Source organism: Qipengyuania marisflavi (assembly GCF_005884405.1).
GTDB classification, from domain to species: Bacteria; Pseudomonadota; Alphaproteobacteria; order Sphingomonadales; family Sphingomonadaceae; genus Qipengyuania; species Qipengyuania marisflavi.
Map to the genome: position 1 here is coordinate 15,150 of NZ_VCAO01000006.1, position 13,444 is coordinate 28,593.

Genomic DNA, 13,444 nt, shown 5'->3' on the forward strand with positions numbered 1-13,444 from the left:
AATGCCCCCATCCTGCGCCGCTCTGATTGCGGTGCGATGAGGGCGGGCGCAAGCGGAAAGAGTGGGTTAGCCGTGTTTTCCGGCGAGCGCGGCGGTGAAAGCGGCAGGCTCGTCCAGCCGCAGCGCCACTGCGTTAATCTCGCGCCACAGGCCGAAACTGTTCTGAAACTGCACTGGACGGGTGAGCCGCACGAACAGGTTGGGATAGCCAAGGATCGCTGTGTTGAGCGTGCGCCTGTCCTTCACCTGATCGGCAGTGAAGGCTCCGCCAATTTCGCCAATGGCATCATGCGGAATGAAGGCGTCGACCAGCATCCCCAGCCGCACCTGCACGCCCGCATCATCGATCAGCACCGGATACAGCCGGAAGCTCTTGAGCAGCGCGATCAGCCACAGCACCCCGCCCACGCTCAGCGCCAGCAGCACATAGGCCACACTTGGGTTCCACAGCATCACCAGAAAATGGACCACCACCAACTCGATCAGTTGCAGCGTCAGCAAGGTCGCCAGCATCGGCGTGAGATAGCGGTGACAGGCAAAGCCCTGCGCCCCGGCTGGCACCTCGGGCGGCGCGCGCCACACGAACAGGGCCAGCCGCATTGCGCGCAATTCGTTGCAGTGGAACCTCACGAGCAGCGGCGGCAGCACCGCGCCCAGCGCCCGTTCAAGTGATTGGCTGCGGCGGTATTCCGCGGCGATCCGCAATCCGCTCCAGCCAAGCCATACGGCAATGGTCAGCGCCAGCGCCGTCAGCAGCGGGGGCCAGCCCAGCACGACATGGCGAACCGGCGGCGCTGCACCAAAGATAACAATGATCCCTGCCAGCGCCAGCGCGCCCAGCACTGCATAAGGGGCAGGTTTATGCTGCGGCGCGCGGGCCATCAGCGGCAACAGCAATCCGTCAGCGGCTACCCACAGGAACAGCCCCGCTGCCAGCGCAGCATTGGCTGCTGCCCAATCGCTATGCGTCATCCAGCGGGCAAGCAGGATCGCTGTCGGCGGAATGATCCACAGGGCGATACTGCGCAACCTGAACGGCAGGGCAGCGGAGGACGCGTTGGTCATGCGCGCCATCTAGCCCATTTCTGCAACGCTGCAAAAACCGTTTCCTGCGAACCGTGTTGCGCCCCGTGCAACTACGCGTGCGTAACAAGGGTTTGGCGATTGCCCGCCGCGCTCGTAAACCGCGGCCATGTTCGATGGCCTTGACGCCTTGTTACTCGCCCGCATCCAGTTCGCCTTTACGGTGAGCTTCCATTTCATCTTTCCAGCGTTCTCGATTGGACTGGCGAGCTATCTGGCGGTGCTGGAAGGCCTGTGGCTCAAGACCGGGGAGCAGAGATTCCTCGACCTGTTCCAATACTGGCTGAAGATCTTTGCCATCGCCTTTGCCATGGGCGTCGTGTCGGGCATCGTCATGTCTTATCAATTCGGCACCAATTGGGCGGTGTTCAGCGACAAGGCCGGGCCGGTTATCGGCCCGCTGATGGCCTATGAAGTGCTGACCGCATTCTTCCTCGAGGCAGGCTTTCTGGGCGTGATGCTGTTCGGGATGGAGAAGGTGGGCCGCAAGCTGCACTTTGCGGCCACGCTGATGGTGGCGCTGGGCACGTTTATCTCGGCCTTCTGGATCCTGTCGGTGAACAGCTGGATGCAAACGCCGACTGGTTTTGAAATGGGCGCCAATGGCCAGTTCCTGCCGGGGCCGAGCTGGTGGGCGATCGTCTTCAACCCCAGCTTTCCCTACCGGCTGGTCCATACCGTAATCGCCGCTTATCTGACCACGGCCTTTGTGGTCGGCGGGGTCGGCGCGTGGCATCTGCTGCGCGACCGGGACAACCGCCATGCCCGCACGATGTTTTCGATGGCGCTGTGGATGGCCGCGCTGGTCGCGCCGGTGCAGATCTTTGTCGGCGATATGCACGGGCTGAACACGCTGGAGCACCAGCCTGCCAAGGTGATGGCGATGGAGGGGCACTATACCAGCCATCCCGATGGCGCGCCGTTGATCCTGTTCGGCATCCCCAACAGCAAGGAACAGCGGGTCGATTACGCGGTCGAAATTCCCAAGGCATCCAGCCTGATCCTGAAGCACGATCCGAACGCGCCGCTGGCCGGGCTGGACACCATCCCCGAAGACGAACGCCCGCCGGTGGGCGTGGTGTTCTGGTCGTTCCGCATCATGGTGGGGATCGGCTTTGCGATGCTGGGGCTGGGTCTGTGGAGCCTGCTGGCCCGCTGGCGCGGCAAGCTGTACGACTGGATTTGGCTGCACCGCGCAGCGCTGGTGATGGGCCCGGCGGGCTTTGTCGCCGTAATCGCCGGGTGGGTCACCACCGAGGTCGGCCGCCAGCCCTACACCATCTATGGCCTGCTGCGAACTGCCGACAGCGCCAGCCCGCTCGCCGCGCCTGCTGTGGCGACATCGCTGGCCGCTTTCGTCATCGTCTATTTCGCAGTGTTCGGGATTGGCACCTGGTATATCCTGCAATTGATGAAGCAGCCCCCGCATAGCGGTGAGAGCGGCGTCAAGCGCGGGGCCGACGGACCAATCCGCAGCGCCGGCATCACGCCGGGGCCGACCCAGAATCCGGGCGATCCCGATGAACTGCCCAGGAACCAGGAGGAAGCCAGCTGATGGATCTGACTGTCATCTGGGCCTTCATCATCGCCTTCGCGATTTTTGCCTATGTGGTCATGGACGGGTTCGATCTGGGCATCGGCATCCTGTTCCCCACCTTTGCCCACGGGCCAGAGCGTGACCGCGCCATGAACTCCATCGCGCCGGTGTGGGACGGTAACGAGACGTGGCTGGTGCTGGGCGGCGGCGGGTTGTTTGCCGCCTTCCCGCTGGCCTATGCCGTGATCCTGCCGGCCACCTATCCGCTGATCATTGCGATGCTGCTGGGGCTGGTGTTTCGCGGGGTGGCGTTCGAGTACCGCTGGCGCGATCCGCGCCACCGCGGGTTCTGGGATTTCGCCTTTACCGGCGGATCGCTGGTCGCGGCGCTGGCGCAGGGGATGATACTGGGCGCATTGTTACAGGGCATCGCCATCGAAGACCGCGCCTATGCGGGCAGCTGGTGGGACTGGCTTACCCCCTACACTTTGCTGACCGGAGCGGGAACGGTTGCTGGCTATGCGCTGCTGGGCGCGTGCTGGCTGGTGTGGAAGCTGGACGGCGAAGGGCAGGCCCATGCCCGCAAGCTGGCGCTGCGCGCGTTTCTGGCGACCAGCGTGCTGATGGCAGTGGTCAGCCTGTACAATCTGGTGCTGCGGCCCGAATATGCCGATCGCTGGCTGAGCGCACCCGACATCTATTTCGCCGCGCCCATCCCGCTGTTGACTGCTATTCTTGCAGTGCTGCTCTATCGTTCGTTGACGACGGGCGGGGAAGGTAAACCGTTCTGGCTGGCGCTGGGCCTGTTCCTGCTGGGTATGGCCGGGCTTGGCCTGACGATCTGGCCCAATGTGGTCCCGCCATCGCTGACCATCTGGGATGCCGCCGCCCCGCCGCGCAGCCAGTCCTTCATGCTGGTGGGTGTGGCAATCACCATGCCGCTGATCATCGGCTACACCGCGTGGGCGTATTGGATATTTCGCGGCAAGACCGGGCACGAGGGATACCATTGACCCGGACACCGCCCGAGGCTCCGCCAGAACCGCCACTATGGCAGCGGCTGGCATGGCTGGCGGCGATCTGGGCCGCCAGCGTCGCCGCATTGGGCGTTGTCGCTTATGCGCTGCGGCTGTGGATCAGTCCGGCTTAGCCATCACCTTGTCGACATTGCCGCGCGTCATCGAATGGTATCCGCCGCGCGTCTTGGCATAGATCCGCCGGGCAATCGGCTCGCCCCAGCTGCCCTGCTCCATCAGCGTCTTGAACAGCGGCTGCACAAACTTGTTGCGCCCGACATAGCTCAGGAACTGCTCGGCACGCGGTACTGCCGGATCATAGCGATTGGCCAGCGCCAGCCTGAGCCACAGGAACAGCTCTTCGTTATTGTCGGATTTCGCCAGAGCCAGCTGGCTGTCGAGCTGCGCCAATTCCGCAGCGGACAGTTCGGCGGGCAGTTTTTGCAGGAACCGCTGCCGCTCTGCCGAAGTCCACTGCGCCCAATTTGCCGCCGCTGGAATGGTGCGCGCACTGCCATAGGCATCTGCGGCGCCGTCCACTGCCGCAAAGGCCGCCGGATCTGGTTTGGCAATGTTGCTGGGCAGGCCCGGCGCATAAATCCATTCGCGCAGTTTCAGGCGCTCTGCCTCAGCCGCATCGCGCGCCAGATTGGTGCGCAGATCTTCATAGACCATCGCCGAGGTGGCGGGCTGAAACGCATGGTTGTCGAACCACTGGCGCAGCCATGCATCGAAGCGCTGACGGCCCACCGATTGCTCCAGCGTGCGCAGGAACGCCGCGCCCTTGTTGTAAATGATCGCGCTGCCTGCACTGTCGGTGCCTTCGGGATGGTGCAACGCGGTGCCGGGGGCGTCTGCGCCGACTTCTTCCAGCTTGTTCACAATGGCCATGTAATCCAGCGCGACCTCCTGCTTGGCGCGCTTGGTGCCATAAACTTCCTCGACAATACGGTTTTCGAAATAAGACGTAACGCCTTCGTTCAGCCAGCTATCGCCCCACACCGCATTGGTGACCAGATTGCCCGACCAGCTATGCGCCAGTTCATGCGCGACCAGCCCGGTCAGGCTGCGGTCGCCCGCGATGAAGGTGGGTGTGAGGAACGTCATCACCGGGTTTTCCATCCCGCCATAGGGGAAGGCCGGGGGCAGTACGATCATGTCATAGCGGCCCCAGCGATAGGGGCCGTACAGCGCCTCTGCGGCCACCACCATATCTTCGGTATCGGCAACCTCGTAATGCGCGCGGTCGAGCACTGATGGCTCCGCCCATACGCCGGTGCGTGGGCCGATAGCCTTGAAATCGATATCGCCAGCGGCGATCGCGATCAGATAGGGCGGCACCGGCTTGTCCATCACAAAGTTGAACGCGCGGCGTCCGTCGCCCAGATCCTCAGGCTCGCCCTGCCGCACGCCCGACATCACCACGTCGAGCGGTTTGGGCGCGGTAACGCGCGCTTCCCAGGTCTGGCGGATGCCGGGGCTATCCTGCGTGGGTATCCAGCTGCGGTTGAGGATCGCCTGCCCCTGGCTGAACAGATAGGGATGAACGCCGCCAGCGGTCTGTTCGGGGCTCAGCCATTGCAGCGCCTCGGCACAGGCGGGGGCCATGTACTGGATGGTCACGTGACGCGCCGTGCCCAGCGCAATTGTCAGCGGCGCGCCTTTCTCGCCATCGGCAGCGGCTGTGCCCAGCGTGAAAGGCAGATCATTGCCGCGCCCATCGGTGACGCGGGCGATTTCCAGACCATTGCTGTCGAGCACTATTTCACTGGCGCCCGGCTGGGCAAGGATGTCGAGATCAGCGGTCCCGCCCACGCGGCTGGTGTCGAAATCCAGCGCCAGATCCAGCGCCACATGCGTCACCCGCGCAACCTGCGGCTGCGCATAGGTCGAACTGTCCAGCGCATCGGCAGTCGTCAGGATCGGAGCAACCAGCGCCTCGCGCGGCGCATCCATGTCGGTGTTCATGGTGGTGCAAGCGGTGCTGGCAAGCAGCATGCTGACGGCAAGGGCGACACGGCGCATGGTATTCTCCGGATTGAAAGATTGTGTGCGATACAACGTCTGAATGCCGCGCTGGTGCCGCGCTGCGCCCGCAGGCGCAAGCCCTGTGCAGGAATAGCGGCACCAATGGCGAGCGATGCGCGCTGCCAATTAACGCTGGCAATCCTTGGCCCGCCGCCATATCGTGAACGTTAACAATCAGGGAGAGAGCGATGCGCCATTGGAACCGGATGCCCGTCTTGACCGCGCTGGCAGTTGGCCTGTCGCTCGCCCAGCCCGCCGCGCTGAGCGCGCATGAACCACCAACCGAAGGCGAGCGTCCGCTGCTGTTCGCCGACGAGTTTGACGCCCCGTCACTCGACCGGGCGAAGTGGAACGTGATCGGCCCCGATTTCTGGGTCAACAATGAACAGCAAGCCTATGTGGACGATCCCGCGACAGTCGGCTTTGCACAGGACATTGCCGGGGCCGCTGGCGGCGTCCTGATGCTGCGCCCGCTGTACAAACCCGGTGTCGATCCCAAGGCCGACCGCAAGGCTGATTTCGTATCCGGCCGGATCGACAGCCGGGACAAGTTCGACTTCACCTATGGCCGCGCCGAAGCGCGCATCAAAATGCCCGATGCAGTGGGCGTTTGGCCCGCCTTTTGGCTGCTGGGCAATGGCCAATGGCCCGACACTGGCGAGATCGACATCATGGAATATGTCGGAGAGAAAGACTGGATCGGCGTGGCACTGCACGGCCCCGGCTATTCGGGCGAAACCCCGATAGTGAACAAGTTCTTCTTTCCCGAAGGTGTCGACGCCGCCCAGTGGCACGATTACGCCGTCGAATGGACGAAGGATGCGATCCTGTTCGAAGTCGACGGACGTGTAACCTACCGTGTGACCCGCCCGATGGTGGAATATTACGGCAAATGGCGCTTCGACACGCCCAAGCACATCATCCTCAATTTCGCGATTGGCGGGGCTTACCCGTTCAAGACCAACGGTATCGAGGCACCCTATAACGGCATGCCCGCCGAGACGGTCGAGCAGATCAAGACCGGCAACGTCGCCATGCTGGTCGATTGGGTCCGTGTGTGGGGGCCGAAAGACGCTCCTGTGGATTAAGCGATCAGGTCCACACCGCCTCGGGGGGCAGGCTCATCAGGATCGCATCGATATTGCCGCCTGTTTTCAGGCCGAACAGTGTGCCGCGATCATAGACCAGGTTAAACTCGGCATAACGCCCGCGCCATTCCAGTTGTTGCAGCTTGTCGGCATCGCTGAAAGCGCTTCCCATCCGGCGGCGCACCAGCTTGGGATAGATGTCGAGGAACGCTTCCCCCACATCTTTGGTGAAGGCGAAATTACGCGCGAACGCAGCATCGTCGGGGCATTCGAGATGGTCGTAGAATATCCCCCCCACCCCGCGATGGACGCCGCGGTGCGGGATATAGAAATATTCATCCGCCCATTTTCTGAAGCGTTCGTAATAGGTCGGGTTATGCGCGGCACAGGCAGCGCGGAACCGGGCGTGGAAATCCTCGGTATCTTCGGCATAGGGCAGCGGCGGATTAAGGTCCGCGCCGCCGCCGAACCACGCCTTGCCAGTGACCAGGAACCGCGTGTTCATATGCACCGCTGGAACATGCGGATTGGCCATGTGCGCCACCAGGCTGATGCCCGTGGCGGTGAAGCCCGGACTGTCGGCGCTGGCCCCGTTGATGGTTCCGGCAAATTCCGGCGCGAAGGCCCCGCGCACGGTCGACACATTGACGCCGACCTTTTCAAACACCCTGCCCTTCATCAGCCCGCGCATGCCGCCGCCGGGGTCGGGATTGCCCTCCTCCTCACGGTGCCATTCGGCAAAATCGAAAGCGGCATCGGAGCCGGCCTCGCGCTCGATGGCTTCAAATTCGTTGCAAATGCGGGTGCGCAGGGCTTCGAACCAGTTCCGGGCCTGCTCTGTCTGATTGGTAAGGTCGGTCATGCCAAGAGCCTTGCCATCGCCGAAACGCTGCGGCAATAGCCTGCTATGGTTCCCCTTTCGTTCGCTGGTGAAGAATGGCTCCTGACAGAGGGCCGTGCGCTGTATTGGCCGCGCGAGCGCGCTTTGCTGGTGGCTGATCTGCATCTGGAAAAGGGCAGCTTTTTCGCCCGGCACGGCCAGATGATCCCGCCCTATGACAGCCGCGAGACGCTGGAGCGCGTGGCGCTGGCCATTCGCGAAACGGGCGCGCGCCGGGTCATCACGCTGGGCGACAATTTTCACGATTCGCAGGGCTCTGCCCGGTTGGAGCCGCACGCCTGCGGAATGCTGGAGGCGCTGACCAAGGCAGTCGACTGGGTATGGATCACCGGCAATCACGATCCAGATATGGAGGCGCGCTGCGGCGGCACGCTGGCCGAGGAGTTGGAACTGTCGGGCGTAATCCTGCGCCACCGTGCGCAGGTGGGCGAGCTGCGTCCCGAACTGTCCGGCCATTACCATCCGCGCCTGCAGGTTACGCTGCGGCAGCGGCGCATCCGTCGCCCATGCGCAGTGGTCAGCGCTCAGGAGGGGCCGGACGGCGCGCCATCGGGCCGCATGATCCTGCCCGCATTTGGCGCCTATACCGGCGGTATGGACGCCGCCGACCCGGCGATCCTCAAGGCCATGCAACCCGCTGACCAGATCGACGCGGTCCTGCCTGCCGGCGGGCGTCTGGCGACCTTTCCGCTGTGGCGGCGCGCGGCCTGATCGCCACGTATTTCAAGTAATCTGCGGTGCAGCTGCAACAAACCCTTCCGAATCCCCGCGTCCATGCCTACATAGCGCGCCATCAACCTCGGCAATTTCAGGAGATCGATCCATAGCCCGTCCACCCCGGCGCAGTATGCAGCCCCCCGTCAAGAGCGGCCCGCGCTTTGACACCATGATTCAAGTCCCCAAGGTCCGCGTGATTGATCACGAAGGCGAGAACCTTGGCGTGATGATCACCCGCGAAGCGATGGAACAGGCGAACGAGCTTGGCCTGAACCTCGTCGAAGTGTCCCCCACCGCGGACCCGCCGGTGTGCAAATATCTCGATGTCGGCAAATATCGCTACGAGGCGCAGAAGAAGGCGAACCTCGCGCGTAAGACCCAAAAAACGCAAGACATCAAAGAGATCAAGATGCGTCCCAACATCGACACGCACGATTATGACGTGAAGATGCGGAACGTGAACAAGTTCATCGACGAAGGCGACAAGGTGAAAGTCACCCTGCGTTTCCGTGGCCGAGAAATGGCGCATCAGGAGCTGGGCTTGAACCTGCTCCGCCGCGTGCAGGACGATGTCGCCGAAACCGCCAAGGTCGAAGCGTTTCCCCGGCTGGAAGGCCGGCAGATGGTCATGGTTCTCGCACCCAAATAGGCGCGTGTCCCTTGCAGCGAAAACCGACCGGCGGGGCAAAGCATTGCGCCGCCGGTTGTTTTTGCCTGCAATCGACCAACCCCCCGCCCCGCTCCACCAGCAGCATTGAATATCATCCGTCACCCGCTTAGGCTGCGGTAAGCAGGGTCGTGAATTTCCTGCAATTCCCAGCGATTGCCCGCATTATCAGTGGCGATCCCCACCCGCATTTTTCCGGGACGCTTTTGACGATGAAAACCTTTGCGCTCACTCTCGCCGGCCTGTCGGTCGCCATGCTTCAGCCAGATATGGTGCAGGCGCAATCCGCCCCCGCGCCAGATGTTCTGCAGGCTTCTCCCGACGCCAGCTTTGCACGCTTCACGCCCCGCGACATGACCAGCAACACCCGCATCGACTATGATTTCTGGGATAACCAGCTGCGCTATATGGTGCTGTGGATGGGCCCTTCGACACGGCAGGGCGCCTCCAAGCCCTATGCTTCCACTGGAACGCGCCGGGTGTATGGCCACGATTCGCGCTATCGTCTCGAAGGTAACCGCATAATCTTCTCGTTTCTCGAAGATGGGTTCAAAGCCTCACTCGCCGAATATCGCGCCGACCTTGAGCAGACAGCGAATGTAGTCGATATCGCCACCCTGCCCCGTAACGAGCAGCTGGCGTTTTGGATCAATTTGCATAACGCAGCAGTTACTGATGCGATTGCACAGATCTATCCCGTGACATCACCGGACCGCGCCAAGCTGAACGGTGACAAGCGCCCACTCGACGAAACGCCCTTCATTACTGTCAACGGCGTGCAGATGAGTCCGCGCGATATCCGCACCAAAATCGTCTATCCCAATTGGGATGATCCGCGCGTCATTTACGGCTTTTTCCGTGGTGACATAGGTGGGCCGTCCATCCAGCGCCAGGCCTATACCGGCCAAAACGTCAGCGGCCTGCTCGCCGAATCTGCGCGCGAGTTCGTGAATTCGCTGCGCGGTGTCGAAAGTTATGGCGGCTCGCTGCTGGTCTCTAAGATCTACGAGGAAGCGGCCGGGTTCTACTTCCCGGATGGCGATGCAAGCTTGCGCAAGCACCTTCTCAAATTTGCCGATGAGCCGGTTGCTGAACTAATCGCCAGCAAGGACAGCACAAAATACAATGATTACGCGTCGGACATTGCCGATCTTGCGGGCGGCGAGCGAGAGCCCAGCTATAATTACGTCGAAATGGATGAGAATTCGGGAGGCCTCCCAATCTCGCAATCAATCCGGCGGATGCTGTTCGAGCGCGCGCAGAAATATGACAAGCTGCGCCGTGACGAACGCATTGGTCAGGTGACCGTGATCCTGGGCGAGCTGCCTGATGGCGACGGGCAGGTCAACGAAGTCGACTAGGGCTCGTTTCGCGCCGTTCATCGCACCTATTCCCGCACTAGCAATTGGCGTTTGCTGCCGCGCTTGCTAGCAGGCGGGAACGGGGGATGAGGGGTACGATGACCGCAGGACGGATTGGGTTTATTGTCGGCTTAGCCGCGCTGCTGCTGACAATTGTGCTGCCGCTCCCGGCGGGGATGGAGCGCGGAGCGTTTGTGACGGCCGGGCTGGTCGTGCTGATGGCCGCCTGGTGGATGACCGAGGCGATCCCGCTGACCGCAACCGCGCTGATGCCGTTTCTGGTCCTGCCATTTGCCGGGGTGATGTCCGCCAAGGAAACCGCCGGCGCGTATTATTCGGATATTCTGTTCCTGCTGCTGGGCGGCGCGTTCATTGCGCTGGCGATTGAGAGGACCGGACTGCACCGCCGTCTGGCGCTGGGCATCTTGCGGCTGACGGGCGAGAATGTCGGCCCGCGCGGATTGCTGCTGGCTTTTATGGCGAGTGCCGCGATCCTGTCGATGCTGATCTCCAATACCTCGACCGCGCTGATCATGATGCCGATGGCGTTGGCGGTACTGGCTGGCGGCGAGTCCTCAAGCAGCCAGGCGGTAGGACAAACAGAAACGCCCTCAAGCAGCGAAGCGGTAGGACAACCAGACACACCCCCCACACTACACAACAAAAATGGACTTTCCGGCGCGCTGCCGATGGGGATTGCCTTTGCTGCCAGCATCGGCGGTCTGGGCACATTGGTCGGCAGCCCGACCAATGCCATCGCGGTGGGCCTGCTGGACGAGCTGGCGGGGGTTCGCATCAGCTTTGCCCAGTGGGCAATGTACGGCATCCCCATCGTCGTGTTGGGCATCCCGCTGGCCGCGTGGATCATCGCGCGGGTGCAGCGGGTGACGGAGCATCCCTTCAACGTCGCCTCCGCCCGCGCCGCCATCGACACCCATTCGGCATGGTCGACCGCTGAGAAGCGGCTGGTCCCCATTGTCGCGGTGACATTCCTGCTGTGGATGGGTCAGATCTGGCTCAAGCCGCTGCTGCCCGATGGCTCGCTGACCGATGGCACCATTGCCATTATCGCCAGCCTGGCCTTGTTCCTGCTGCCCGACGGATCGGGCCGCCCGCTGCTGGTGTGGGAAGAGGCTGACCGCGCGCCGTGGGGCGTGATCATGATGTTTGGCGGCGGACTGGCGCTGGCGGCGGGCATGGGCAAAAGCGGGCTGGCGACATGGCTGGGGCAGGAATTGCTGCCGCTGCAATATGCGCCGCTGTTACTGGTCGCGCTGGCGATTGTGGCCATGGTCATCGTGATCACCGAATTCGCCAGCAATGTGGCCACCGCCAGTGCGTTCATACCGATCGTTGCCAGCCTGGTGGTCGCGCTGGGTGTGGACCCGCTGCTGCTGGCCATGCCTGCCGCGCTGGCGGCCAGCTGGGGCTTTATGCTGCCTGCCGGGACCGGCCCCAATGCCATCGCCTGGGCCACCGGACGCATCCGTATCGGCAGCATGGTGCGCGCAGGGCTGATGCTGGATATTGTCGGCGTGGTGCTGATTGTCGGCACAGTGTGGGCAGTGCAGACGCTTGTGACTTGAAAAGGCGCAGCACGCTCCGTAATCGGTCTGACGTAGCGGCAATGGCGGAGATGCGTTCCTGAGGAGGTTAGGAACGGGTGCCCCGGAACCTCACCAGCTCCCGCCTTCCTGGGAGCGTTTGCACAGGAAGGAATTCGCCCATGAGCGATTCGCCCATCGACCGCGCCGCACCGCGCAAGGCACCCAAACCCGAAGTCACCAAGATCGCCGGACGCGAACTGAAGCCCGCCACGCTGATGATGGGTCACGGCTATGATCCCACGCTGTCCGAAGGCAGCCTGAAGCCGCCGATCTTCCTGACCAGCACCTTCGCGTTCGAAAGCGCAGCGGCAGGCAAGCATCATTTCGAAGGCATCACCGGCAAACGTCCGGGCGGCGCCGACGGACTGGTCTATTCACGCTTCAACGGCCCCAATCAGGAAATCCTGGAAGACCGGCTGGGCATCTGGGACGGCGCCGAGGATGCGCTGTCCTTCTCCAGCGGCATGACCGCGATCTGCGTGCTGATGCTGGCTTATGCCGCTCAGGGCGATGTGATTGTCCATTCCGGCCCGCTCTATGCCGCATCCGAAGGCTTCGTTGCCAAGGTGCTGAGCAAGTTCGGCGTCACCTATATCGATTTCCCCGCCGGGGCCACGCGCGAGCAGCTGGACGCGGTGATGGACCGCGCGAAGACACAGGCGGACGAGCAGGGCGGCAAGGTCTGCATGGTGTATCTGGAAAGCCCCGGCAATCCGACCAATGCGCTGGTCGATGTCGAGGCGGTGCGCGATGCGCGCAATGCCGCGTTTGGCACAGACGGCCCGCCGATCGCCATCGACAACACCTTCCTGGGCCCCTTGTGGCAGCGGCCGCTTGATCAGGGCGCGGATATTGTGGTGTATTCGCTGACCAAATATGTCGGCGGTCATTCCGATCTGGTCGCCGGATCGATTGCCGGCGCGAAGAAGTGGATGAACCCGGTGCGCGCGCTGCGCAACACGATGGGCGGCATCTGTGATCCCAACACCGCATGGATGCTGCTGCGCAGTCTGGAAACCGTCGAATTGCGGATGCAGCGCGCGGGCGAGAATGCCGCCAAGGTGTGTGAATTCCTGGCAAGCCACCCCAAGGTCGAGGGGCTGGGTTATCTCGGCATGATCAAGGATGCGCGCCAGCAGGATATCTACGACCGCCATTGTCAGGGAGCGGGTTCAACCTTCTCGCTGCTGCTCAAGGGCGGCGAGGCGGAATGCTTTGCCTTCCTCGACGCGCTCAAGATCGCCAAGCTGGCGGTAAGCCTGGGCGGGACCGAGACGCTGGCCAGCCATCCGGCCAGCATGACGCATCTGTCGGTTGCCGAAGGCCGCCGTGCGGAGCTGGGAATTGGTGACAATCTGGTGCGGATCAGCATTGGCATCGAAGACCCGGATGATCTGATCGCCGACTTTGAACAGGCGCTCGAACAGGTCTGATCACCC

Annotated in this window: 12 protein-coding genes; 9 read left to right on the forward strand and 3 right to left on the reverse strand. The window is 62.7% G+C overall.

The annotated features are described in order from the left end of the window. Nucleotides 1-66: 66 nt before the first annotated feature. Nucleotides 67-1,065: a hypothetical protein gene (locus tag FEV51_RS10585; protein WP_138618726.1), complete on the reverse strand. Its 999-nt coding sequence runs from the start codon at nt 1,063-1,065 to the stop codon at nt 67-69. 127 nt (nt 1,066-1,192) lie between these two features. Here FEV51_RS10585 and FEV51_RS10590 point away from each other — a divergent pair, with 127 nt between their 5' ends. Genes FEV51_RS10590 through FEV51_RS10600 form a run of 3 tightly spaced genes read left to right on the forward strand, consistent with a single transcriptional unit; the run spans nt 1,193 to nt 3,770 of the window. Further along, nucleotides 1,193-2,638 (forward strand): cytochrome ubiquinol oxidase subunit I, encoded by a 1,446-nt coding sequence (locus FEV51_RS10590; RefSeq protein ID WP_138618728.1) that lies wholly within the window; start codon nt 1,193-1,195, stop codon nt 2,636-2,638. Next, nucleotides 2,638-3,633, forward strand: a complete 996-nt coding sequence (gene cydB, locus FEV51_RS10595) for a cytochrome d ubiquinol oxidase subunit II (RefSeq protein ID WP_138618730.1) — start codon at nt 2,638-2,640, stop codon at nt 3,631-3,633. The genes FEV51_RS10590 and cydB overlap by 1 nt, the downstream gene beginning before the upstream one ends. Next, nucleotides 3,630-3,770 (forward strand): DUF2474 family protein, encoded by a 141-nt coding sequence (locus tag FEV51_RS10600; protein ID WP_138618732.1) that lies wholly within the window; start codon nt 3,630-3,632, stop codon nt 3,768-3,770. The genes cydB and FEV51_RS10600 overlap by 4 nt, the downstream gene beginning before the upstream one ends. Here the strand turns inward: FEV51_RS10600 and FEV51_RS10605 are convergent. Then, complete coding sequence (locus tag FEV51_RS10605) at nt 3,757-5,661, reverse strand: M1 family metallopeptidase (RefSeq protein ID WP_138618734.1); 1,905 nt, start codon at nt 5,659-5,661, stop codon at nt 3,757-3,759. The genes FEV51_RS10600 and FEV51_RS10605 overlap by 14 nt on opposite strands. A gap of 191 nt (nt 5,662-5,852) precedes the next feature. Between FEV51_RS10605 and FEV51_RS10610 the strand changes: the two genes are divergently transcribed. Then, nucleotides 5,853-6,752 carry a glycoside hydrolase family 16 protein gene (locus FEV51_RS10610; protein WP_222927455.1) on the forward strand — a complete coding sequence of 300 codons (900 nt, stop codon included), beginning with the start codon at nt 5,853-5,855 and terminating at the stop codon, nt 6,750-6,752. A gap of 4 nt (nt 6,753-6,756) precedes the next feature. On the opposite strand, the gene hemF is transcribed toward FEV51_RS10610, so the two are convergent. Continuing rightward, on the reverse strand, nt 6,757-7,614 hold the full coding sequence (gene hemF / locus FEV51_RS10615) for an oxygen-dependent coproporphyrinogen oxidase (RefSeq protein ID WP_138618736.1): 858 nt from the start codon (nt 7,612-7,614) through the stop codon (nt 6,757-6,759). Between the two features lie 45 nt (nt 7,615-7,659). Here hemF and pdeM point away from each other — a divergent pair, with 45 nt between their 5' ends. The 5 genes from pdeM (at nt 7,660) to FEV51_RS10640 (ending at nt 13,438) form a co-directional block, all read left to right on the forward strand. Beyond that, on the forward strand, nt 7,660-8,364 hold the full coding sequence (gene pdeM / locus FEV51_RS10620; RefSeq protein WP_138618738.1) for a ligase-associated DNA damage response endonuclease PdeM: 705 nt from the start codon (nt 7,660-7,662) through the stop codon (nt 8,362-8,364). 136 nt (nt 8,365-8,500) lie between these two features. Beyond that, nucleotides 8,501-9,019 (forward strand): translation initiation factor IF-3, encoded by a 519-nt coding sequence (gene infC / locus FEV51_RS10625; protein WP_138618740.1) that lies wholly within the window; start codon nt 8,501-8,503, stop codon nt 9,017-9,019. 230 nt (nt 9,020-9,249) lie between these two features. Beyond that, nucleotides 9,250-10,398, forward strand: a complete 1,149-nt coding sequence (locus FEV51_RS10630) for a DUF547 domain-containing protein (protein WP_138618742.1) — start codon at nt 9,250-9,252, stop codon at nt 10,396-10,398. Nucleotides 10,399-10,496: 98 nt separating this feature from the next. Next, nucleotides 10,497-11,984: an SLC13 family permease gene (locus FEV51_RS10635; protein WP_138618744.1), complete on the forward strand. Its 1,488-nt coding sequence runs from the start codon at nt 10,497-10,499 to the stop codon at nt 11,982-11,984. Nucleotides 11,985-12,124: 140 nt separating this feature from the next. Then, a complete protein-coding gene (locus FEV51_RS10640) occupies nt 12,125-13,438 on the forward strand; it encodes a cystathionine gamma-synthase family protein (RefSeq protein WP_138618746.1) in 1,314 nt (437 codons plus the stop codon). The last annotated feature ends 6 nt before the right edge of the window (nt 13,439-13,444 follow it).